The organism is Pseudoalteromonas sp. S1609, from assembly GCF_005887255.1.
Classification (GTDB): Bacteria; Pseudomonadota; Gammaproteobacteria; order Enterobacterales; family Alteromonadaceae; genus Pseudoalteromonas.
On the sequence record NZ_PNDJ01000051.1, the window covers coordinates 1 to 22,417 of the forward strand.

Consider the following 22,417-nt stretch of genomic DNA (forward strand, 5'->3'; position numbering starts at 1 on the left):
ATTTCAGAATCATGAACATCACTTTCAGGTTGTTCAGTATCTAGTACATCGTCAATATCTACTTCGTCTTCATCAACTAAGCTGTCGATATCTGGCTCTTCAGTTTGAGCTTCAGTAGTTGGTTGCTCAGCATCAAGCAATTGGTCAATATCAACTTCATCATCTTCTTCAACTAAGCTGTCGATGTCTGACTCTTCAGTTTGAGCTTCAGTAGTTGGTTGCTCAGCATCGAGCAATTCATCAATATCAACTTCATCATATCCTTCAACTAAGCTGTCGATGTCTGGCTCTTGCGTTGCAGTTTCAGTATCCGGTTGCTGCGCATCGAGCAATTCATCAATATCAACTTCGTCGTCTTCTTCAACTAAGCTGTCGATATCTGGCTCTTCGCTTTGAGCTTCAGTAGCCGGTTGCTCAGCATCAAGCAGGTCGTCAATATCAAACTCGTCGTCTTCTTCAACTAAACTATCGATATCAGGCTCTTCGCTTTGAGCTGCTGGTTGCTCAGCATCGAGTAAACTGTCTATATCAAACTCGTCATCATCAGCTTGTGTTGTTACATCATCTGCTTGTTCATTATTCTCATCAAGCAAGTCGTCAATGTTAAAGTCTTCGCCCTCTTCAGCAAGTTCTTCACTAAGTGCTGCCATATCATCATTCGATTCACCTTTAGGTTCATCTGGAAGAGCATCATCATCTTCTTCGTCAAACAAGCTATCTAAGTCATCCGAACTTAAAATGTCATCTGACTCATCAAGGTTGATAGCATCACCTGTATCATCGCCATCGGAACTGTCAAAGTCCTGTTGCATGAAAACATCAAGTTCATCGTCTTCAGTATTTTCGTCTTCAAAAACAACATCATCATTGAGTAAGCTTTCTAACTCATCTTGATCTAGTAGACTGTCATCATCGAGATCATCGTTAAATGCCACATCATCATCGAGTAACACGTCATCCATGTTGTCGTCTAATTGCACGCTTATATCATCAAGCGGATCGGGAGCTGGCGCTTCTTCATCAAGAATGGGCTCTGGCTCTTCATTTATTGGATCAGTAAACGCTGGAGCTTGAGGAATAAACTCATCATCGTCACTTTCAGGCTCTTGATTATTACTACGCTTGCGCAACCACATAACAACGGCAAAAATGATCAATAAAGCCGGAATGGTCATTAATAAAATCAGCACCAAAGGATTCGAAAGTAATGCGGCAAAGCTAAATTCACTCTCTTGCTCTACCTCTTTTAATTTTTGCTGCGCAATAATCTCATTTTGCTTAAGGATTAATTCTTTTAACTGTTGCTGTATTTCACTGTCTTGACCAAGCTGTAAACGAACGTTTTCTAATTCGTTTGAAATACCTGTAAGCTGTTTTTTAAGATTGTTGTTTTCAACTAAAATCTCTTCTACGTTACCTACTGAGCTTTTGAACTGCTGCTGAAGCTCAACTAATTTATTACCTTGGTCTGTTTTTATCGCTTTTAATTCTTGTTGTAATTCTTTTTTTGCTTCATCAACATCAGCTTTGCGAGCTTGTGTTACTTGTGTTTGTGCTGAGTTAATTTCTGCTTGAGTAAGCGTGCCATTTTTCTTTTTTTCCCACAGGTCATCATCTTGCTCAGAGCGTTGCTTAGCTAATTGCGGGTTTACTCGTCTAATTTCTGCCAAAGTAGGTATCTTTAAATAAGAACCGCTTTGCATGTGATTTAAATTTTGTTCTAAAAATGAGTTGGGGTTTTTGTTATACAAGGCCTGCATAACTTGGTAAATGCTAACTGAATTATCAGGACGAACCTTAACGGCAATGCGCCAAAGTGTATCGGTTGGTTTTATTGGCCCAATAGAACGCCCCTGTGCGCCGTAATCTGCGCCTTTAGGCCCTCTTAATTGGGTACTGTCTTGAGAGTAAACAGTCGTTACCATCAGTGCAGACGCTAATATAATAAGTGAAACGAAACCGCGCATGCTGATCCTTTAATGTTTAAATGTTAACACAGCGCTTTAAATTGGCGCTTAAACATTGATTATTCTTGCCGTTGTTAGCCACGTGGCTAACGCACATTTTTATTACAATCTATTTTTATTGCAAGCTCTATTCCAGTTACAAACTATAAACCAGTTAAGCCATAATATCCATCGCAACGCATTGAAAATAAATACCTTAAACATCTAGATAAAAATAATTTTATGTTGTTTATCAAAGTGTTTACACCGCAGTTGTTTGTAAGTGGCAAAAAAATGGCAATTAAAGCACAAAAAAACGGCAAACCACTTAGGTTTGCCGTTTATTGGATTATCACTATCTTCAGGCTAATTACATGTAATTAGCAATGAGTTCTTCTGCTATTTGCACACTGTTGGTTGCAGCCCCTTTACGGGTGTTATCACTTACTACCCACATATTTAATCCATGTGGGTGTGAAATATCGCCACGTAAACGGCCAATGTAAACAGTGTCGTTACCACTGGCATCTGAGACAGCCGTTGGGTAATCACCCGCATCATCAATTAGCTCAACACCCGGTGCATCGCTCAATAATTGCTTCACATGCTCAAAGTCATAAGGCATACGCGTTTCTATATTAATTGACTCAGAATGACCGAAAAACACCGGTACACGAACACAAGTCGGGTTTACTGCAATGGTCGTATCGCCTAAAATTTTATGCGTTTCGTTTACCATTTTCATTTCTTCGCGTGTATAGCCATTGTCTTCAAAGCTATCGATTTGCGGAATAACATTAAACGCAATTTGCTTAGGAAAAATGTCGTTTTCCATTGGGCGTGCATTCATTAAGTTAGCTGTTTGTTTTGCTAGTTCATCAACCGCTTCTTTACCTGCGCCCGACACTGCTTGGTAGGTTGAAACGTTAATACGATCAATACCGTAGGCATCATAAATAGGTTTAAGCGCAAGCATCATTTGAATAGTTGAGCAATTAGGATTAGCGATTATATTACGGTTTCTAAAATCAGCTAAACTCGCTGCATTCACTTCTGGCACAATTAGCGGCACTTCAAAGTCATTTCTAAAATGTGAGGTATTATCAATAACAATACAGCCTGCGTCTGCAGCAATCGGGGCATACTTTTCAGACACACTGCCACCAGCAGAAAATAAGCCGATATGCGCTTGGCTAAAGTCAAAGCCTTCAACATCGCGTACTTCTATGCTCTCACCACGAAACTTTATATCTTCGCCGGCACTTCGGCTGCTTGCTAATAAAAACAGCTGATCGACCGGAAATTTACGATCTTCCAAAGTTTCAATGATTTGACGACCAACAAGGCCGGTAGCGCCGAGTACGGCAACGTTATATTTTTGCGACATATTTCATCCTCTGTAAGCACGGTTAAAACAACCGCGCTAATTAAATTAGTTTACTGTGGTAAAGCCAAGCTGGGCAAGTGCAGCAAGCTCGGTGCTATCACCTTCAACCATCACAGTGCTAAACTCACGGCGGGTTGGGTAGTTTTTTCGTAAGCTGTCAAAGCCTTCATCGGCCAAGTGACGGAGTAAAATGCCATCATCACGGCGTACGTCATAAACTAAATGCACTAAACGGGCTATATCTGTTTCGCTAAAACTGCTTTCTAGGGTGACTTTTTTAATCGCAGGAGGCGGTAAAAAATCATCAAGCGATTTTATTGCGTTAACCCCTTTTAGCTCACATAAGCGCTGGTACAACATTTGTGTACCTCGCGCTTTACCTTCAAGGGTATGCCCTGCAATGTGAACACTGCCATAGCGCACGTGCTCAAGTAATTCAGTTAAAATGTTAGGTTCATTTTCCCAAACATCCAGCACTAAATCGAGCTCTGATCCGGCTTGCATTACTTCAAGTAAGGCTTGGTTATCAATCACATCGCCTCGGCTAGCATTGATTAAAGTCAGCCCAGATTTAAGTTTAGTTAAGCGTGTTTTATCAAGCATGTGTAAGGTTTTGTGCTTACCCGTTTTAACTAACGGCACATGAAAAGTGACAATATCTGACTGCGCTAATAGTTCATCTAACTCAACATGCTCGGTTAATAGCCCTTGCTCATGCTTAATTGGGTCGCACAATAGTAAATTAACGTTAAGCGCTTTTAATTTTTGCGCGAGGCAACTACCAATATTACCTACACCCACAATGCCGATTGTTTTACCGCTTAACGGGCTGGCATTTTCTTGACTTAATGCAAATAAGCTACTTATTACATACTCAGCTACGGCTATGGCATTACAGCCAGGCGCACTGGTAAAATCAATATTTTTTGCGTTGAGTAAATCGGTATCAATATGATCAACACCAATCGTAGCGGTACCTACAAAGCTTAGTTTATTCGCCTGTGCTAATAGGTCACTGTTAACTTGAGTAACTGAGCGGGTAAGCAGTACATCAACATCGATAAGTTGTTCAGGAGTTAATTGCCTGCCATCAAATCGTTCAACCTCACCCATATCTTTAAAGAATTGCTCAACTAAAGGCATATTTTGATCGGCAAGAATTTTCATTGTGAGTCCGTTTGGCGAAATGAGGCGCTATTGTAACGAACAACCCCCTATTAGCACAAACGAAAAAGCCGAGCATTTTGCTCGGCTTTAAAATAGGTAACGGTTAACTTAACCTTTGTATTTGCTCATTACTAGCGTGGCATTAGTACCGCCAAAACCAAAGCTGTTAGACATAACCGTGTTTAGTTCAACGTCTTTTGCTTCAGTTACAATATTCAAGCCTGCCGCTTGTTCATCTAACTCATCAATATTGATAGATGGCGCAACAAAACCGTGCTCAAGCATTAATAATGAAAAGATAGCTTCGTGTACACCAGCAGCACCTAGTGCATGGCCTGTCATTGCTTTAGTGGCACTGATCATTGGCGAATTACCACCAAATACTTCTTGAATAGCGCCAAGCTCTTTAACATCACCTACCGGTGTTGATGTACCGTGGGTATTTAGGTAATCAATGCTGTCAACGTTTTGCATAGCTTGACGCATACAACGTGCTGCACCCTCGCCCGATGGGGCAACCATGTCGTATCCGTCAGAGGTTGCGCCGTAACCGGTAATTTCAGCGTAAATATGCGCGCCACGAGCAAGTGCATGTTCAAGTTCTTCAACTACCACAATACCGCCACCGGCTGAAATTACAAAACCATCGCGGTTTGCGTCATAAGTACGTGATGCTTTTTCAGGTGTGTCGTTGTATTTAGTCGAAAGCGCGCCCATAGCGTCAAATTCCATTGCTAACGTCCAGTGAAGCTCTTCACCGCCGCCTGCAAAAATAACGTCTTGCTTGCCTAATTGAATTTGTTCCACCGCGTGGCCAATACAATGCGCAGAAGTCGCACACGCAGAACTAATTGAATAGTTAACACCTTTAATTTTAAACGGCGTTGCTAAACATGCAGAGGTGGTACTTGCCATAGTACGTGGCACCATGTAGGGGCCAACGCGCTTAACGCCTTTTTCACGTAGAATATCAGCCGCTTCTACTTGCCATTTTGATGAACCACCGCCAGAGCCAACTAATAAACCAGTACGCTCGTTTGATACTTGCTCGTCGCTAAGACCCGCATCTTCAATCGCTTGCGCCATTGAAATATAAGAGTAAGCCGCCGCATCGCCCATAAAGCGCATTGCTTTACGATCAACATGCTCTTTAACATCAATATCAATTTTACCTGATACATTGCTACGCAATTTGTAATCAGCAAATTCTTGATTAAAAGCAATACCACTTTTACCAGCTCTAAGTGACTCTAATACTTCTTGTTTATTATTGCCGATGCTTGATACAACACCGATGCCTGTTATTACGGCTCTTCTCATGGGTAATTCCCTTAGCTTAATACTTAATTGTGTTCTATTTTACGCGAATTTAATCATCTAAGTGGTCAGCTTTCTAGCGTACACTTGTACTCTGAAGCTACAGCTTATAAATAACGCCAGACTATTTCAAAGAAAACACGTAAAATAATTAAAAAATTATCTATAAATTGAATTGGTCATGATAAAAAACGCCCATATACACTTTAACGACTTAGGCACACCAGTTGCCAATGACTTTGACGATGTTTATTTTTCTAATGACGACGGCCTTGCTGAATCGCATTATGTGTTTTATCAACAAAACAGTATAGATACACGGTTACAAAATCATGACCGTGAACACTTTGTTATTGCCGAAACCGGTTTTGGTACTGGGCTTAACTTTTTAAATGCATGGCTGCAGTTTTCTGACCACTTACAGTGCTTACAAGTTCAAAATGAACAGCCAAATACAGTACAGCGATTACATTTTATTTCTTTTGAAAAATATCCACTTAGCGTAAATGATTTAAAACAAGCCTTGCAAGCTTGGCCTAGTTTAAGCCATTTAAGCAAGCAGCTCGTTGCCCTCTACCCGATTAATTTAAATGGCTGCCATCGACTAGAATTTGCCAATGGCCGTGTAATCCTCGACCTCTATTTTGGCGACGTACTGGAATGTATTAATAGCATGAGCTACCCACAAAGTGGACTGGTTGATGCGTGGTTTTTAGATGGCTTTGCGCCAAGTAAAAACCCCGACATGTGGCAGCAAAGTGTATTTAACGCCATGGTTGATATTTCTAGAAGCAATGCCACATTAGCCACGTTTACCGCTGCGGGCTTTGTGCGCAGAGGACTAAACGAGGCAGGCTTTAGCATGCAAAAAGCCAAAGGTTTTGGCCGAAAGCGTGAGATGCTAATTGGCACACTTGCTCAAGCCAACCCAAAACAATCAGCCCCCGCCTATTTTGAGCATCACCCCTCACCGCTTTCAAGTGTGGCTATTATTGGCGGTGGTATAGCGAGCAGTTGCATCCTTTATAGCCTCGCAAAGCGTGGGATAAAAAGCCACTTATTTTGCCAAGATGAAAAACCCGCAATGGGGGCATCGCACAATGTGCAAGGGGCTGTGTATCCGCATTTACAAGCAAAAAACTCGCCACATAGTGAATTATTTGCCCACAGTTTTTTATATGCAAAGCGGCTTTATAATCAATTACTCAACAATGGTTTTTTGTTTGATCACCAGTGGTGTGGTGTGCTGCAACATGCAGTAAAACAGCCATTGGCAGATCGCCATCAAAACCTCGCTGATAAACAACTGTGGCCAGAGCAGCTTATGCGAAATGTGACTGCTGATGAGGGTGATGCTATCGCTGGGGTTAAAACAGGTTACTCAGGGGTGTTTTTTGAACAAGGCGGCTGGGTTAATCCCCCGCAGCTAGTCTGTGCAATGTTAGATGCCGCACAGCAATTAAATGCGTTTGAAAGCCTATTTAACTGCCATATTGAGCAATTTAATAAACAACCCGATGGTTGGTACTTAACCACGCAAAAGCAAACATTTGGCCCCTTTAGCGATGTGATTATTTGTACTGGTGAGCACAGTGATGCATTTACGCAAACCAAAACACTTCCCATTGTTGGCGTTCGCGGCCAAGTGTCACATGTTCAGGCAAGCAAGCAATCACGTAAACTTAATACTGTGCTGTGTCATAAAGGCTATTTCACTCCCGCTTATTTAGATCATCATTGTATGGGCGCCACCTTTGAAAAAAATAGCAAAAGCCGTGAAGTGACCGAGCAAGACAACCACACTAACCGCGAGCAATTACTGAGTTTTTATAACAACACTGAATTTGCCACTAGCTTAGGCGATATTAGCTCAGCCAAAGCCGCTGTTCGCTGTAGTTTTATTGACCACTTACCTATGGCCGGTGAATGGGTGGAGCAAACTGATTATACACATGCATTTGCTAATTTACGCTTGGGCAAGCGCTATCAATATCAGTCGTTAGAAAAACCACAACAGGGCCTACATATTTTTACCGGCTTTGGCGCGCGAGCATTATGCAGTGCACCGTTATCTGCCGAGCACTTAATTAGTAGTTTAAACAATGAACCTCGCCCACTAAGTGAGCGTGTAAGCCAAGCAATTCATCCAGGACGTTTTATTGTTCGTGATCTTATTCGCAATAAAATTTAAAGGTAATAATACCTACAAAACCCTTTATTGTAATTATCAAGAACGCAATGTAGGTATTAGCTTATACCACCGTAACTATGTAACCGAAGTAATTATAAGGATCGAGTAAAAGTTCTAAAAAACACATTAAAAATAGCTAATTTTAATACTCAGTTAAGTAATGACTTTTTAACTAATATGTTTTTTAAAATAAGCTCATTTAAATCCCATTTACCCTTTAAAAATAATTCCCTACCCCAAGGTCTGTTTGTACGAACAACCTTTACACTATATTGAGAAGGAATTAATTATGAGTAAGACTTTAATTATTGGTGCAAGTGGTCAAATTGGTAAAATGGCTACCAAACTACTTTTAGAAAATGAGCAAAATGTTGTTGCACTTGTAAGAGACAAAAGCAAACTGCATGATTTAGATAGCCCATTTTTAAGTATTGTTGAACAGGATTTAGAAGGTGACTTTTCAAATGCCATTAATGGCTGCGACCAAGTTATCTTTGCGGCAGGTTCAGGTGGAAGTACAGGCACAGATAAAACCGTACTTATTGATTTGTGGGCAGCGACAAAAGCGGCAACTTATTCTAAAGAGCACGGTGTAAAACACTTTATTATGGTCAGCTCTATTGGCGCAGACGATCCAGATGCAATAGATAGTGACTTAAAGCCCTATCTAGTAGCAAAACATATGGCTGATGAGCATTTAATTCACAGTGGACTCAATTACACAATTGTCCGCCCAGGAACATTAACCGACGACAGTGCCTCTTTGGAAGTTACAACTGAACGTCCTAGCGATCAGTCAAAGGCTAAAATTAGCCGCGAAAATGTAGCCAACGCATTGCTTCACGTTGCTACAAACTCATTTAATAGCAATCGTATTTTTGAGTTATTTGATGGCGACAAACCAATAAAAGCCGCTATTAAGTAAACATTACACTCACTCCTTGCCATGCAAGCTGCATGGCAAGCAGAGTTAAAATCACTTTAAAAATAACCCTAAAACGCGCCACCGAGAGCCGCTTAAGTAATCGAATCCCTAACCAGGTGCCAATGGCTCCGCTTAAAATCATCGCCAGTGTTAACGGCAACCATTGCCAAAAGCTAAAGCCAAGCCCCGCATAAACAACGGCTTTTAAACTATGCTGCAAGGTCATAACACTTGAAAAAGTCGCGGTAAATTTAAGCTTATCGTAATGATTAATATGTAAATAACTCGCTACCAAAGGCCCACTTGCTCCGACAAAAGTCGAGATAAATGCGGTTATTAAGCCCGCTAGTAAGCGCCCTAATCGTGAGTCTTTATTAAATTCAGGAATTGTTCCCCACAGTAAATAAATCACAAATAAAGCCACAAACAGCTTCATGCTATCAAGGTTAATACCGCTTACTACTTGGCTTGATAGCCCCGCGCCAATTAATCCACCCAGAGTAAAATACAACAACATCGGCTTATCAAGATGGGCAATACTTAACAACAACCGATTGGCATTAGAGCCCAACTGCACTAAACCATGAACCGGCACCACCACCGCCATAGGCATAACCGACGCCATTACCACCAACAGCATTAAACCACCGCCCGCACCAAAAGCCGCCGATACAAACGAAGTAAACCCCGCTAGTAAAATGAGTAAAAGCGAAATTAAAGGGGAAATGTGTTCAGCTGTAAAAATATCCATATCTATGCCCGCTGTTAATCATTAACTCATAATACAAAAAATAGGCAAGTAAGCGACTAGTCTTTTAGTGGTATGGGGTTCGGGGTTCGCAAGATAAACCAAAGCACAATAAATTCAATAATTTCAGCCATAAAAAAACCCGCGACTTGATTGCTCAAGTTGCGGGTTTTTTAGGGTTTTTAAACAAACGAATTTAAAAACCGTTATTGGTGGAGCTGGGGGGATTTGAACCCCCGTCCGAAAAGCCTCGATTGTTGCGTGTAACTAATAAAAACAAGTACTTACTTTTAAATCATAACCTTAGTTACTTATAGTGTCTTCTAAAGTCTTGTGTAATCTTTTAAGTTTGGGCATTATGTGGTCACAATTATAAAAAGGGATTTCAATGCACGCAATTACTCCGTATCAGATTAGCTCCTTTAAAGAGCGTGATAAAGAAAAAAAAATAGCAATCTATCATAACCTGTCCAATGTCCGTTCAAATGATACTCTAGATATGATCCATAAGTTTATGGTTAAACACTCTGCTCACATTTATGATTACCCAAAAGAAAGTAAACTTTACAGTTTTAAAGATATAAATTTTGATAAGAAAAATAGAACTGTTTCTGCATTTTTTGAAACTGGCAGGTACGGTATAAAAAGCGAAATAAGAGATAAAAAAACTGGTAATCTAAAGTATCCAAAACTAGAGAATGATGCTGAGGTATTAAAACACTACATTCAATTTACCATTCCATCAGGCTCAACAGAAGGCCTTGCCCTTTTCCATAAAAGTATGGGCGTTGGAGTTAAATCTTTGTTTGCAGATATATTTAAAGGTCATTTTAAAGACGTAACTCAATCAACTCTTGAATTCAGAACCTATTCACATAAAGAAGCTCTTTCTGAATGGATCGATAAAGCAAAAATAAAATCTTTTAATGTTAAAGGTTATAAAGGATTTTCTGATATAACTGACTCTATATCAAGCATCGCAGAATGTAATGTTGAATTTTCTATAAAACCTAAACGCCAAAAGAATATAGCTGAATCTTCATTTGGTTATTTAAAAGATGCTATAGGAAATAATAAAAACCCAAAAATACAAGAATTTGTTGCAGTTTTGAACGAACAAGGAGCTTATGTAACAACTACTGCTAAACTAAATAAAGTTAGTCGCTCTTTCACTGTAGGTGCAAATGCAAAAGGAGCTTTTTGTGACATACTAATTAACGAAGATGGTAAGAAGGATGTTGAAATGGATGGCAATCAACCAATATTCGTTTCCATGCAAAAATGGTCCTATAAATTGACTAATGATATACTGAAAGGTATATACAAAAAGCAGGCTTATCAGTTAAATATATCTGGGTGATACTATGAGCTCTAAAGTTGATATTTTCCAAATTATTTTAGAACACTATAAAACACTAAAAGACGATGAATCTGAGAAAATTAGCTTTTTAGATTTACTAGTCTTCTTGGGCATACCCTTAGTAATTGTTTTGATCAATATAGTATTTTGTTTAACAGTAAGTCAGGAATTACGTTCTGCTTTAATAAATTTCGGTGCTATTTTTTCAGCCTTACTAATTAGTGTTCTTGTTTTAGTTTATGACCAACGAAGTAAAATTTATGATCGTAGAGAAAAGTTATCACCTGAACAACTTCCAAACTTCGATGCTTTGTTCACAACCTTAAAAGAGCTTTATCATAATATCTGCTATGGTATTTTAATCTCCTTGCTATTGGTTGTATTTTCTTTACTACAGATAGTTACAGTAGATTTAGAATTAGTAAAATTAAATCTGTATGTAATTAATCCATTGGTTGTTTTCGCAATATGCAGCACTATATTAACAACATTAATGATAGTTAAAAGACTACACAAATTACTCATAAACTTTGACAGGTTCACAAAGGACAACGATTCAAAACAGGACGAAGAAGATAACTCTGAATCATAGAAGCTATTGTTCCTAGCTATTTATATTAGGTCCAAACCTAATAGCATCTTCTAAATGACTTGGTGCAAAGTGCGCGTAAACCATGGTTTGCTCAATCTTTGCATGACCCAGTATTTGCTGTAACACTAAAATGTTGCCTCCGTTCATCATAAAATGACTTGCGAAAGTATGACGTAGAACATGGCTACACTGCCCTTTTGGTAAGTTAATATCCGTTTTATTTACCGCCCTTTCAAAAGCCTTTCGACAATCTGCAAATAATGGGCCTGACCTTTTAGGGATCTCATTAAACAACTTTTCACTAATTGGTACAGTTCGGTTCTTTTTTCCCTTGGTATTAATAAAGGTGATGCGGTAGCTATCGCCTGATTTTATAACCTGAGAACCTTTCAAATTACACGCTTCACTTATCCTACAACCTGTTGCCAAACAAATTTTAGACACGATTAAAATATGCGGATTAGTAGAGCGCTTTAACTCATTTAGTAGTGTAATTATTTCGTCTTCCATCAAAAATGAAAGCTCAGTTTGTTGCAGTTTGAAAGGCTTAATTTCAGCTAAGGGATTCGGATATTTTAACTCCCCTACTTCAATTAACTTATTGAACATACTCTTAATTAATACAAGGTCATTATTAGCTGTTTTCGGGCTTATTGGCGTTTCACCCGACATACGTTCACCACGCCATTTAACAAAATCTTTAGCCTGTAAGTTCATAGCAATTGGATTTTTCAGTGCTTCACAAATCATTTCTAATTTAGCTAAAGCACGTTGAGGGGAAGCATAAGTTTGACCATGCACTTTGTACCAAAGCTGAACTAAATCAGATAAGTGACGGCTATCAATTTTTTCTTGTTTCCAAGGCTTATCTTCCGCCTCGGCAATAGTATGATTTACAAATCGTTGCGCCTCACCACGGGTAGAAAAAACCTTTCTAATCCTACGCCCATCAGCACCCCAAGGACGAATGTCAACTTTGTAACCACCATCAACTTTTTTGATTGTCATAACTTTTCTCAAGGCATAAAAAAACCGCTAAAAAGCGGCTTTCATTCGTTTTGTGTTGGAAGCACAAAGCGAAAATCGTTTGTTGTTTGCCCATTAAAAATATATCCGTATACCTGAAAAGTCAACAACAAATATTTACTTTAAACTCTAGGTAAGTTTAAAAGCGTTGTCTGTATTTCTAACAAAGCTAATTTAACAACATAATTATCACGGGTCAAAAAACTTTGCTTTAGAATGATATTTATACTATTTTAATGTTGTCGGCTTATCTGCCCATAGCTCCATGCTCCCGACTTTTATTGGGCATTACTTACTTTTCAAGTTGCTGAACTTAGTTTCTGTTGCTTTTGCTCCAAGTAAATTTAATTTTGATAAAAACTAAACTCTAACTCTGATAAATAAAGGAAATATTATGCCTCCTGAATATTGGGTATATGCAATGTATGGTTCACTTTTGCTACCATTTATTTTCGCCCCTATAGACTCTGATAGTAATAAACCATTAGAAGAGCTTGCTAACGAACTGCTAGTGCAGTACAAAAATATAAAGCAACTGCCATTAAATGAACGCTTTGATGAAAAGCAAAAGTGGGACTCTCGATTATCTTTATATCTAGAAAGATGTGAAACTGAAAATCATATCCCTGAGTTAAAATTATCGTGAGTACAAACACATTTATTTGCCCTGTTTGCAACCTTTTAAATTTCAGGAATAAGGAAAACTCTTACAGGAAATCAATCCGATTAAAGCCGCCAAATATTGATGACTTAATCACTTATATTTCAGAAGTTACGATTTGTTCAGGTGTTGATTGCAATCAGGTTACAATAGTTGCGTACATTAAAACAGGCGGATTAAAACAGACAAAAGATGACAAGATTTTATTTCAAACTGTTGTTAGACAATGATTAAAATGCAGCTTTAATGCTGCATTTTTTCTATTCTTTTGACAATTATCGCTGATGTAGTAACTAACCTATCTTCATTTAGTTCAGGCAGTATTCCAAGTTCATGACTTTCATACAATCCCTCTTTAACCTCGTTAATTAACGCCTTTATATCAAATACAGGTTTGCTTTCACTAAACAATAGCCAATCCATTGAAACTTGTTTTTCTATCGAGGCCTGAACACACTGAGGAAATGGAATTGATCCCTTTTTTGCCATTTGCGCGCCCCAGTTACCATTTTTTTCAAAATAAATTGATAACTCAGTTAAATTTTTAAAACCATATAGAACCCTAATAGTTTCAAACACTTCTTTAGAATCTTTTTGCATTTTGGATACCTACAAACCAAAACCCATATAAAAAACCGTTTGACCGATATATAAAATGGGTTTACGCTATTTTTTATTGAATTAACACCCTTAAAGATAATATAGCATGAGCAACCAATTAATTTTATCTATTCCAGCCCCTATTTTGACATATCAAGAGTATGCACGCCTACAGGGGCTAACAGTAAAAGACGTTGTTAATGCCGTTTTTGCAGGAAAATTGCCAACTTATACACCTCCATGCTCGCCAAGTGAAAATCCAGCAAAAGTAAGAAAATATATCAACATGATTGCGCTTTATGCCGAAGCAGCCAAAGCAGCAAATATTGATATGGCCTTAACTTCAGATAAGCAGGTTTAAAAATGGCTATTCTATCAGAACAGCAATATTCAGAAGTTTTTCCTTTAAATACAGCAATTAATTTAACTGCTGGTTTGCGTCCTTCTTGCACTGCGAAAGATATATTTGAAAATGTATCAAAACCAATGAAAGAACGTTTTTTTGACTTTGAAGCTTGGCGCAATCGCATTTTTGAACGTCATTCAAACCTTGCACACATGCTAAGTACTGGGTATTTCCTTGCTGAAAAATTTAACGATTTAGCAGAAGCCAATAAACGCTTAAAAGCAGCCGATAAGGTTTTAACCATTGGTAATTTCAAATATGGGTATATCAATTTATCTTGCTCTGATGATGAATTAATAGAAATTGCTGAACAAAAAGCGCGTTACTGTGAGCTAAAAATTAGCAAACACGGTTATCAATTATCTGTTTATAAATTACTTTCTGAATACTTAACCTCTTTCGATATACAACCACCTGAATTGAATACGCCTTATTGCAGTTACTTAGCCGCAGACTCACTTAGAGGTGTATTAAACAGATTTGCTGACCCAATTTTTTGGCGCCGTAAATTACGCAAAATTCAGGCATTTACTGTTGAGCAATTAGCTCGTGATTTACGACTTGTTCATAAAAAAGCAAGCCCATATGTTTCCAATTATTCAATTCGTAAGCGTCGAGAGCGTAAACGCAAGTCAGCTGAATTAATGTCAAATTTATTCGCAGTACCAGATGGTGCAAACCCTTTTGATGAATTTGAAACACTGCAATCAATTATTGAACGTTCACATACATCAGGTAAACAACAAGCGGCCGAGCTTATGGTTCGTATCCGAGGCTTTGAAGAACTAGCTGATATGCACGGTCATCGTGGTGAGTTTTACACATTGTCAGCACCTAGTCGCTATCACTCAGTGCACTACACGGGCATACCCAATAGTAAATATGATTTCTTGAGCCCTATAGATACACAAGAGTATTTCAACAATATATGGAAGCGTGCTCGCGCCTTATTTTCAAAGCAAAACATACGTCCTTATGGGTTTCGAGTAGTTGAACCACATCATGACGGTTGTCCACATTGGCACATGCTTCTATTTATGGAAAAAGGTGATGCTATTCAAGTTCGTACAATTATGAAAAAGCTGTGTACGGAAGATAGCCCTAATGAATTTAGAACAAGCAGTACCCGCTTCAAAGCAATTAGGATTAATAAAAATAAAGGCTCTGCTGCTGGTTATATTGCTAAATATATTACCAAAGCAATTACGGGAAATAACATTGATAAAGTCGTTTGTCCTCAAGCTGGTGAAATAAATATACCGACTGCTGATGCTGCGGAATCTTCATCAACATGGGCCTATCAATTCACTCTTCGACGATTCCAACAAATTGGCGGCCCTTCAGTCACTCTTTGGCGTGAACTTAGACGATTAGGCCAAGGCGACACTGGCAAATGTGAGGTTGCAAACGCAATGAATACAACACTAGATACAGTTTCAAAATACGCACTTGAGAAGGTTCGTCATGCTGCTGACTCATCAGATTGGAAAGCCTTTTGTTTAGCGATGGGTGGAGTACAGGTTAAGCGTAAAGAACAAACACTTCGCATTCATTACCAAATTCCCGACATTGTAGACCGTATTACAGGTGAGATTAGTCGCTCAGAATCGAAGTCGCCTTACTTCGCTACAAAATACGGAGACCAGCCAGCTAACCGAATTTTAGGCGTTGCGTGGGATGCTGTTGTAGTAATCACTCGCCGTGGAACTACTCAAATACTCACTGAAACTGACCTTAAAGCACAGCGAAAAATCATGTGCGGTGTATCAGAACAAATACAAGGTTGGCACGATGACGGGCGTTTATTTGCACCTAGTGAAGAAGATATGCAGTTCCTAGAATCTTGTGCAATCGAAGACTACCAAAACATGTGCTTGTTCATGGACTACGAAGCTTTGGCTTCTAATGTCTCAAGCGACGAAGTCGCGCCCTTGGACTTGTGTCATTAAGTGTAACCTGAGGCAATTTATGGATTATCAGCAGCGAATTATAGATTTAATAACTTCACAGAAACAATTAATAGAAGACTACTCAAAGGAGCAATAACTATGGCTAGCATCGAAGGTGCAATTACAGATTTAAAAATCGTAAACAAAACGGATGACAAAGGTGTTCCCTTGCCTGTGGCTGGTGAATTTAAATTTCATACAAAAAGCCCTGCAAGCATTTGGAGTGTAAAGGTAACGCCTGACCAAGTTGAAAGTGGTGTTTATAAGCAACTAGAAAAGCTGCAATCAGACCCTAGTGGCTGGGGCTTAAAACCAGTCTTATTAAACCTTGAATACTACGAAGGCGCTAACGTAGCCCGCCAGATGGAATGGAAGGGTTTCCGACTTAATTCGATTGCTGATACAGAGCAACCAAAAGGCTGATTGTCATGGAAATGAGCCCTGAGCAATTTAACGAATTAATACTGAACATGCGTCTTATCTATGACGCGATCTTTTGCGCAACCTTGGCTATTTGTTTTGGCCTAGGCGCAATTAAAGGGGGTCAAAGGTGATTACTTTGTCTTCTTATTTTATCGGTGCTTTTGCCCTAGGTTGGGTATTTGGCGCTTTACCTAAATACTTTGAAAGGATGATTGAGGTTTCTACATCATGAAAAAACATATTTTAAAAAACAAGCTTGTCAAAGCTGGGATTGTAAGTTCATTACTGGTATCAAGTTCAGCTTTTGCTGAATCAGCGTTACCACCCGGTATTACTACAGCATTCACTAATTTTTTAGCTCAAATTACTGAGCTTGAAACATTGGCATGGACGGTAGTTCCTGTGATTGTTGGAGCATTTATTTTAATTAAATTATTCAAACGCTTTTCTAAGAGCGCTACTTAATTAATAACTTGCATTACAAGGCCAATTAAAAGTTGGCCTTTTTCAAGGCTCTAATATGAAAAACTTAGTTGTTTTATTTTTGTTTATTAGCTTTCGCTCCATTTCTCAAGAATGCCCAGCTACTGCTGAACCATTAGATAACCCACAAATAACACTCCCCGATTTTGATTTTTTTTATCAAGCATATTCAGCTGATAGTATTGTTATCTTTAAGCCTACAAACGACTATTCTGCTCGCTTTCAAGTGGTAGAAGCTTATTGGAGTCTTTTAGAGTCTTGTCCTAGCAGTTTTGGCGATTTTAGAATATGGACATATGAGCGTTTACCTGCAAATGGTGATACACAACAACGAGCTTGTGGTTATAAATATAGTAGAAACAAAAACTGCCCCACTAATTACTCGTTTAACCTATCAACTGAGTCATGCGAGGTCATAGACCCAACACTTTGCGGGACTGCTCCCGTTGAAAACTGCCCTGATGGATTCCCACCTGATTTACTGGGCTACCCAAATTGTGACAGACCTGATTTACAACAATGCTCCGATGGCTCCTATAAGCTTGCTACAGAAATTTGTTCAACTGAGCCTGTTGAGCCCGACCCAATAGAACCGGACCCAGTTGACCCCGACCCTGTTACTCCGCCCGATTCTGGTTACGATGATTCGCAATTAATTCAAGTTATAAGGGATTTTAAAGATCAAGAAAAAACATCTTCTGAACACTTAAGCGGTGCTATAGGTGATATTAAAACTCAAGTACAAGATTCATCTGAAAGCTTAAAATCAGCAATAATTGATAATATTGAAAATCAAACTTCTAGTATTAACCTTTCAATAGACCAACTCAAGCAAACTAATGACTCAAATGCAGCCTTAAATAGAGATGCTATTTTTACGGTTTCCCGAGATATACAAAACTTACAGGCAAGTACACAAAGCCAATCTGACAACATAGTTAATGCCATTGCAAAGCAGACCACAGCCCTCAATTTCAACGTGGATGATACTAACTCTAAGCTTGATCAAACTAATGCAATACTTGCAAGAATAGAAGAAAACACCCAAAAATGCATCCCCTCTGAAACCAACTCATGCCCTGCTGAGTGTGAACCTACACCTGAAAATAACCATTGTGAGACACCGCACGGTTTAACGTCCGAGCAAATAGAGAATACATTAAATGAAGTGGATGGATTCTTTGATGGTTTGATGTCTGAGTACACTAATTATTTTGAAACTCAAATTAACGAAATTAAAGATGGTTCACCTTTAGGCGCTGAAATGAATGAGTCTGCATTATCTGAATTTATGAACTATTTCACTTCATTCTTACCCTCTGCAAGTACCTGCATACCTTTACTTTTATATGAACGTGATGGCAAACAATACTTTATTACGTGTGAGTTCTCAGACAAATTCAAATCACTTTTTGGATGGCTGCTTGGTCTATATACGATTTTAAAATTAATAACTATTTTGATGTCGGGTATCACTCCTCGTAGTGCACAAACACAAACAAGTTTCTTTTAATTAGGAGATAAAATGCCAGTATTTTTACTACCAATAATCGCGGGGGCAGCAAACCTTATGCGCCTTCCTGCACTAGTCGCATTTCTAGCTGGTATCTTTGGTCAATTAGTTGCATTTTTTGCTAAGTGGATGACAACCAAATTAGCAATGCAGTTGACTATTATTACCGCTTTAGTCGCCTTAACAGTAGCCGCTTTTGCTGCCATAAAATCATTAATGCTCGGTATCTCACTAGTAGCCCCTGATTACCTTGTACATGCTGCATCTTTAGTAATACCTGATAATGCGGCCTTATGTGTTGCAGCTTTAATTAGCGCACATGCAATTCGCTATGTTTGGGTTTGGAAAGTGTACTTCATCGAATCATTTGGAAGAGGTAAATAATTATGCCCGTACACTTTATTACAGGTAAGTTAGGCGCTGGAAAATCACTAAACTCAGTAAATAGAATCAAAGAAAGACTTGAAAAAGGTCTGCCAGTTGCTACGAATCTAAATATAAACCTTGTGAACATGATAGGTCGCGATAAAAAAAACACGCGTCTTTATAGGCTACCAGATAAGCCTGAATTATTTGATTTTGAAACGATCGGAATTGGCAACCGCTCATACGATGAATCAAAAAATGGCCTTATCGTTCTTGATGAATGCGGTACTTGGTTTAACTCTCGCACATGGAACGATAAATCACGACAGGAGATTATTAACTGGTTTTTACATGCTCGCAAAAAAGGTTGGGATATTGATTTTCTAATACAAAATATAAGCCTTGTCGATAAGCAAGCAAGAGAAGCGCTAGGTGAGTTAGTTGTTCATTGCAGGCGGACAGACAAGCTAAATATTCCCTTTATTGGCGGCTTATTTAAAGTTTTGACAGGCTCAAAATTACCCCTACCAAAAATCCATTTCGGAATAGTTAAATACGGTACTTTGCCAACTTCTTTAACTGTCGATAAATGGGTTACAGTCGGCATCCGTCTTTATAGTTGTTATGACACTAAGCAAATCTTTTCACCTGACTACGAACATGGAACATATTCAGTTTTACCAAGCTATTACACACATGGCCGCTATCAACTACCTATGACAGCAAGGAACATTATGCGCCTTACAAAAGTTTATTTAAAAAAGCACTCTAAAACCAAGTTATTATTCTTAGGCGCACTTTTACCGATGCTCTACATTTATTTTTCACAACCTGAAACAGTAATGCCAGATACCCCCAAACCATCAATTATTGATACAAAAATTAATTTTAAAGATTATAAAATCACATCTTTTAGTGAATTACCTAATGCTACTAATTTTATAATTCAAACTTCCAGTGGCAATGCCATAAGTTCAGAGTTTTTAGTGGCTAAAGGCTATAAAATTAAAGTAGTTACTCCTTGCAATATCCAATTAAACAAAGGAGATTCTAATGAAAATATTTTTTGTTAGTTTGCTACTTATATCCTTTTCAAGCTTCTCTGAGACTGCTTTTCAATTAAAGAATGCACCGATAACAGATCTAACATCTTGGGTGTCAGATGCTACTGGAAAGTCTGTTATTGTTTCTCAATCAGCAAGCCAAACATTGGTAACTGCACATATACCTAAATTAAGTAATATGGACGTTATTTTATTACTAGAGCAAATTTGTAAATCGAATAATTTAATCGTTTTAAATTACGATGATTATATTCGTGTTGAAAGCGATGAAAATCAGATCGTAACCGTTGGCGCTCTTCAGTCTAGAGTTTATAGCTTTACTCATATACAAAACGACAAGCTGCTTCCTTTATTTAAACAAGCAATTGAAACACCTGAATCAGACAAAAAATTTATGGAAAAAGTTGATGATGTAAAATTTCAAATACCAAGCGTAACCCCTCTTCCAAATTCAAATTCATTACTTGTAATTACGACTCCTGAGGCCCATGAAAATCTAGCAAACCTAAGAAGCGCCCTAGACAAGAATATCAGACAAGTTTTAATTGAAGCCGTTATTATGGAAACTGATGCAGGGGATGGTTCATCTATTGGTATAGACTTATCAACAGCATTAAAGAATACAGGCTTTACCTTAACATCAAACCTTCTAGGCGCTTTAACTTCCACCCAGCCTTTAACTGGAGGCTCTGCGGTCTATTCATCAGGTGGTGATTTACGCGCTGTAATTAATGCTATATCAACCGAAAAACACACTAAAATTTTATCTACACCAACACTCCTTGTTATGGATAGAGAGCGCGGTGCTATATCTGTTGGACAAAACGTACCTTTTTTAATTGCTCAGGACACAACCGATGGCGGTAGAGTTTCAACAAGAATTGAACGCCAAAACGTAGGTGTTTCATTGAGCGTTATCCCTCATGTACTCGAAAATGGCAGCGTAATATTAAAAATCAATCAAGAGTCATCAAGCGTTACAGACTCAACTTTTGCAAGTGATATCATTACAAATCAACGCTCAATACAAACAACTGTTTCTGTATCTAATGGCCAAACTATCGTTTTAGGTGGGCTAGTTAGTGAGGAAAGTAGAAAAAGCCAAAAAGGAGTACCAGTTTTAAAAGATGTGCCATTTATAGGTAGCCTTTTTAAAACTGAAACCATTAATAAAGTTCAAAGAGAGCTAACTGTTATGATTAAAGTGCAACTTTTTTGATGGCAAAAACACAGCCAGGATTGAAACCGGCAAAGCAAAAATGATTGCAAAAACCACTTATTATCCTGGCTTAAAACCATAGTTTAGATTGCACCTTATGCGTTTACGCATGTAGGCCACACATAAATATTAAATTTATATTCAATCTAAAATGGCCGCAGCCGCAAAGCGACCAATACTTTACCTAGGCACATACCCCGAGCGCAGCGCGCTCCCCTTTGATAAACCGTTCTCTTATATACCTATTTTATGCTCTAGCGCCGCTTGCGGTGCTGGGGCATAAAATAGGTATATAATTTGGTTTAGAAATTTAATCGACGCTAAACTCAAAACTAGAGATATTTTCTAACTTCATGACTTTAACTGAGTTAGTTTCTTTGTTCCAAAGAAATAAATACTTATCTGTGACATCAATGTAGGTATATTTTGATATTTCACCATCTATTTTAAGCTGCTGGTTTTTATTTTTCCTTATCTCCGCAACATTATTTCCCATTGGAAAGGAATTAAAAACTAGAACTAAGCTTATAGAAATTATACAAAATCGATAAAGTGCATATGGGAAGCTTTTCTTAAACGAAGGTAAATTCATGAGAATAAGAGTTACCCCAAACGGTAACAGCATAGTCATTGTCATAAATTTTATGTAGCCATTAATAAATAAAGCAACAAGTATAACGAAGAACACCAAAAGCAACCCTGACCAAACTCTAATTTTTCTGTAGTCAATCTCAGGAGAATTTTCATCCTCTTTATGAGGAAATGCCCCCTCAATAATAATTAATGGCACATAAATTAAGAGAACTAGCACAACAAACGTAGATATTGGGTAAAGTCCATACTTCAATACATCAGCTAAGGTAATATAATTCAGTATATTTATATTAAATGCCTGCCAGAAACCAAATAAGTATAGAAGTGACAATACCATCCCAATTACTGTGGAAATTAATATGAATTTTTGGATCTTTTCCATAAGTTCCTTCCTTAAGCAAAGTCAATGTGGGCACTAAGTGGACAAGTGCTATAGAAATAAAAAAGCCAGCTAAAGCTTAATGCACTAACTGGCTGTTT

22 protein-coding genes are annotated in these 22,417 nt (G+C 38.3%); 14 read left to right on the plus strand and 8 right to left on the minus strand.

All coding sequences use genetic code 11. The features are described from left to right. The 4 genes from CWB76_RS13215 to fabB form a co-directional block, all read right to left on the minus strand. The coding region (locus CWB76_RS13215) for a FimV/HubP family polar landmark protein (RefSeq protein ID WP_283235061.1) at positions 1-1,967 on the minus strand (1,967 nt) is incomplete at its 3' end. 349 nt (positions 1,968-2,316) lie between these two features. Further along, entirely contained in the window at positions 2,317-3,333 is a 1,017-nt protein-coding gene (locus CWB76_RS13220) for an aspartate-semialdehyde dehydrogenase (RefSeq protein ID WP_138608220.1), read from the minus strand. A 45-nt stretch (positions 3,334-3,378) separates the two neighbouring features. After that, positions 3,379-4,500 (minus strand): 4-phosphoerythronate dehydrogenase, encoded by a 1,122-nt coding sequence (locus CWB76_RS13225; protein WP_138608221.1) that lies wholly within the window; start codon positions 4,498-4,500, stop codon positions 3,379-3,381. Positions 4,501-4,608: 108 nt separating this feature from the next. Next, positions 4,609-5,820, minus strand: coding sequence for a beta-ketoacyl-ACP synthase I (gene fabB, locus CWB76_RS13230; protein ID WP_138608223.1), 1,212 nt, complete (start codon positions 5,818-5,820; stop codon positions 4,609-4,611). Between the two features lie 178 nt (positions 5,821-5,998). Between fabB and mnmC the strand changes: the two genes are divergently transcribed. Both mnmC and CWB76_RS13240 read left to right on the plus strand, forming a co-directional pair. Beyond that, positions 5,999-8,008 (plus strand): bifunctional tRNA (5-methylaminomethyl-2-thiouridine)(34)-methyltransferase MnmC2/FAD-dependent 5-carboxymethylaminomethyl-2-thiouridine(34) oxidoreductase MnmC1, encoded by a 2,010-nt coding sequence (gene mnmC, locus CWB76_RS13235; protein ID WP_138608224.1) that lies wholly within the window; start codon positions 5,999-6,001, stop codon positions 8,006-8,008. A 289-nt stretch (positions 8,009-8,297) separates the two neighbouring features. After that, positions 8,298-8,933, plus strand: a complete 636-nt coding sequence (locus CWB76_RS13240; RefSeq protein ID WP_138608226.1) for an SDR family oxidoreductase — start codon at positions 8,298-8,300, stop codon at positions 8,931-8,933. Here CWB76_RS13240 and CWB76_RS13245 read toward each other — a convergent pair. Beyond that, entirely contained in the window at positions 8,926-9,684 is a 759-nt protein-coding gene (locus CWB76_RS13245; RefSeq protein WP_138608228.1) for a sulfite exporter TauE/SafE family protein, read from the minus strand. The two genes, CWB76_RS13240 and CWB76_RS13245, sit on opposite strands and share 8 nt — an antisense overlap. Before the next feature lie 385 nt (positions 9,685-10,069). Between CWB76_RS13245 and CWB76_RS13250 the strand changes: the two genes are divergently transcribed. Together CWB76_RS13250 and CWB76_RS13255 are read left to right on the plus strand one after the other, a co-directional pair. Beyond that, on the plus strand, positions 10,070-11,041 hold the full coding sequence (locus CWB76_RS13250; protein WP_138608230.1) for a hypothetical protein: 972 nt from the start codon (positions 10,070-10,072) through the stop codon (positions 11,039-11,041). Between the two features lie 4 nt (positions 11,042-11,045). Further along, positions 11,046-11,633 carry a hypothetical protein gene (locus tag CWB76_RS13255; protein WP_138608231.1) on the plus strand — a complete coding sequence of 196 codons (588 nt, stop codon included), beginning with the start codon at positions 11,046-11,048 and terminating at the stop codon, positions 11,631-11,633. A gap of 12 nt (positions 11,634-11,645) precedes the next feature. Here the strand turns inward: CWB76_RS13255 and CWB76_RS13260 are convergent, their stop codons facing one another. Then, positions 11,646-12,641: a phage integrase gene (locus CWB76_RS13260; protein ID WP_138608233.1), complete on the minus strand. Its 996-nt coding sequence runs from the start codon at positions 12,639-12,641 to the stop codon at positions 11,646-11,648. A gap of 412 nt (positions 12,642-13,053) precedes the next feature. Here CWB76_RS13260 and CWB76_RS13265 point away from each other — a divergent pair, with 412 nt between their 5' ends. Then, complete coding sequence (locus CWB76_RS13265; RefSeq protein WP_138608235.1) at positions 13,054-13,305, plus strand: hypothetical protein; 252 nt, start codon at positions 13,054-13,056, stop codon at positions 13,303-13,305. Between the two features lie 258 nt (positions 13,306-13,563). Here CWB76_RS13265 and CWB76_RS13270 read toward each other — a convergent pair whose 3' ends face one another. Next, positions 13,564-13,920: a bacteriophage CI repressor gene (locus CWB76_RS13270; protein ID WP_138608237.1), complete on the minus strand. Its 357-nt coding sequence runs from the start codon at positions 13,918-13,920 to the stop codon at positions 13,564-13,566. Between the two features lie 106 nt (positions 13,921-14,026). On the opposite strand from CWB76_RS13270, the gene CWB76_RS13275 reads away from it, so the two are divergent. The 9 genes from CWB76_RS13275 (at position 14,027) to CWB76_RS13310 (ending at position 21,343) form a co-directional block, all read left to right on the plus strand. Beyond that, the gene (locus CWB76_RS13275) at positions 14,027-14,281 is read left to right on the plus strand and encodes a DNA-binding protein (RefSeq protein ID WP_138608239.1); all 255 of its coding nucleotides are present in this window, start codon (positions 14,027-14,029) and stop codon (positions 14,279-14,281) included. Positions 14,282-14,283: 2 nt separating this feature from the next. Next, positions 14,284-16,275 carry a replication endonuclease gene (locus CWB76_RS13280; RefSeq protein WP_138608241.1) on the plus strand — a complete coding sequence of 664 codons (1,992 nt, stop codon included), beginning with the start codon at positions 14,284-14,286 and terminating at the stop codon, positions 16,273-16,275. A gap of 99 nt (positions 16,276-16,374) precedes the next feature. Next, positions 16,375-16,698, plus strand: a complete 324-nt coding sequence (locus tag CWB76_RS13285; protein WP_138608243.1) for a hypothetical protein — start codon at positions 16,375-16,377, stop codon at positions 16,696-16,698. A gap of 47 nt (positions 16,699-16,745) precedes the next feature. Beyond that, positions 16,746-16,829: a tail virion protein G7P-2 gene (locus tag CWB76_RS20585; protein WP_414704805.1), complete on the plus strand. Its 84-nt coding sequence runs from the start codon at positions 16,746-16,748 to the stop codon at positions 16,827-16,829. Positions 16,830-16,926: 97 nt separating this feature from the next. Continuing rightward, positions 16,927-17,163, plus strand: coding sequence for a major coat protein (locus tag CWB76_RS13290; protein WP_138571185.1), 237 nt, complete (start codon positions 16,927-16,929; stop codon positions 17,161-17,163). Positions 17,164-17,218: 55 nt separating this feature from the next. Next, positions 17,219-18,694, plus strand: a complete 1,476-nt coding sequence (locus CWB76_RS13295) for a hypothetical protein (protein ID WP_138608245.1) — start codon at positions 17,219-17,221, stop codon at positions 18,692-18,694. A gap of 12 nt (positions 18,695-18,706) precedes the next feature. After that, entirely contained in the window at positions 18,707-19,078 is a 372-nt protein-coding gene (locus CWB76_RS13300; RefSeq protein WP_138608247.1) for a DUF5455 family protein, read from the plus strand. 2 nt (positions 19,079-19,080) lie between these two features. Next, positions 19,081-20,133: a zonular occludens toxin domain-containing protein gene (locus CWB76_RS13305; protein ID WP_138608249.1), complete on the plus strand. Its 1,053-nt coding sequence runs from the start codon at positions 19,081-19,083 to the stop codon at positions 20,131-20,133. Further along, complete coding sequence (locus CWB76_RS13310; RefSeq protein WP_138608251.1) at positions 20,114-21,343, plus strand: secretin GspD/PilQ domain-containing protein; 1,230 nt, start codon at positions 20,114-20,116, stop codon at positions 21,341-21,343. The genes CWB76_RS13305 and CWB76_RS13310 overlap by 20 nt, the downstream gene beginning before the upstream one ends. Before the next feature lie 310 nt (positions 21,344-21,653). Here the strand turns inward: CWB76_RS13310 and CWB76_RS13315 are convergent, their stop codons facing one another. After that, on the minus strand, positions 21,654-22,319 hold the full coding sequence (locus tag CWB76_RS13315; protein WP_138608253.1) for a hypothetical protein: 666 nt from the start codon (positions 22,317-22,319) through the stop codon (positions 21,654-21,656). Positions 22,320-22,417: the final 98 nt, after the last annotated feature.

Excerpts from the sequence above, each read along its gene's own strand:
- CWB76_RS13295 (WP_138608245.1), top strand. The coding sequence starts at position 17,219 with ATGAAAAACTTAGTTGTTTTATTTTTGTTTATTAGCTTTCGCTCCATT.
- CWB76_RS13225 (WP_138608221.1), bottom strand. The coding sequence starts at position 4,500 with ATGAAAATTCTTGCCGATCAAAATATGCCTTTAGTTGAGCAATTCTTT.
- CWB76_RS13260 (WP_138608233.1), bottom strand. The coding sequence starts at position 12,641 with ATGACAATCAAAAAAGTTGATGGTGGTTACAAAGTTGACATTCGTCCT.
- CWB76_RS13265 (WP_138608235.1), top strand. The coding sequence starts at position 13,054 with ATGCCTCCTGAATATTGGGTATATGCAATGTATGGTTCACTTTTGCTA.
- CWB76_RS13315 (WP_138608253.1), bottom strand. The coding sequence starts at position 22,319 with ATGGAAAAGATCCAAAAATTCATATTAATTTCCACAGTAATTGGGATG.
- CWB76_RS13300 (WP_138608247.1), top strand. The coding sequence starts at position 18,707 with ATGCCAGTATTTTTACTACCAATAATCGCGGGGGCAGCAAACCTTATG.
- CWB76_RS20585 (WP_414704805.1), top strand. The coding sequence starts at position 16,746 with ATGCGTCTTATCTATGACGCGATCTTTTGCGCAACCTTGGCTATTTGT.
- fabB (WP_138608223.1), bottom strand. The coding sequence starts at position 5,820 with ATGAGAAGAGCCGTAATAACAGGCATCGGTGTTGTATCAAGCATCGGC.
- CWB76_RS13245 (WP_138608228.1), bottom strand. The coding sequence starts at position 9,684 with ATGGATATTTTTACAGCTGAACACATTTCCCCTTTAATTTCGCTTTTA.
- CWB76_RS13270 (WP_138608237.1), bottom strand. The coding sequence starts at position 13,920 with ATGCAAAAAGATTCTAAAGAAGTGTTTGAAACTATTAGGGTTCTATAT.
- CWB76_RS13290 (WP_138571185.1), top strand. The coding sequence starts at position 16,927 with ATGAAAAAACATATTTTAAAAAACAAGCTTGTCAAAGCTGGGATTGTA.
- CWB76_RS13255 (WP_138608231.1), top strand. The coding sequence starts at position 11,046 with ATGAGCTCTAAAGTTGATATTTTCCAAATTATTTTAGAACACTATAAA.
- CWB76_RS13310 (WP_138608251.1), top strand. The coding sequence starts at position 20,114 with ATGAAAATATTTTTTGTTAGTTTGCTACTTATATCCTTTTCAAGCTTC.
- CWB76_RS13220 (WP_138608220.1), bottom strand. The coding sequence starts at position 3,333 with ATGTCGCAAAAATATAACGTTGCCGTACTCGGCGCTACCGGCCTTGTT.
- CWB76_RS13250 (WP_138608230.1), top strand. The coding sequence starts at position 10,070 with ATGCACGCAATTACTCCGTATCAGATTAGCTCCTTTAAAGAGCGTGAT.
- CWB76_RS13285 (WP_138608243.1), top strand. The coding sequence starts at position 16,375 with ATGGCTAGCATCGAAGGTGCAATTACAGATTTAAAAATCGTAAACAAA.
- CWB76_RS13280 (WP_138608241.1), top strand. The coding sequence starts at position 14,284 with ATGGCTATTCTATCAGAACAGCAATATTCAGAAGTTTTTCCTTTAAAT.
- CWB76_RS13240 (WP_138608226.1), top strand. The coding sequence starts at position 8,298 with ATGAGTAAGACTTTAATTATTGGTGCAAGTGGTCAAATTGGTAAAATG.
- CWB76_RS13275 (WP_138608239.1), top strand. The coding sequence starts at position 14,027 with ATGAGCAACCAATTAATTTTATCTATTCCAGCCCCTATTTTGACATAT.
- mnmC (WP_138608224.1), top strand. The coding sequence starts at position 5,999 with ATGATAAAAAACGCCCATATACACTTTAACGACTTAGGCACACCAGTT.
- CWB76_RS13305 (WP_138608249.1), top strand. The coding sequence starts at position 19,081 with ATGCCCGTACACTTTATTACAGGTAAGTTAGGCGCTGGAAAATCACTA.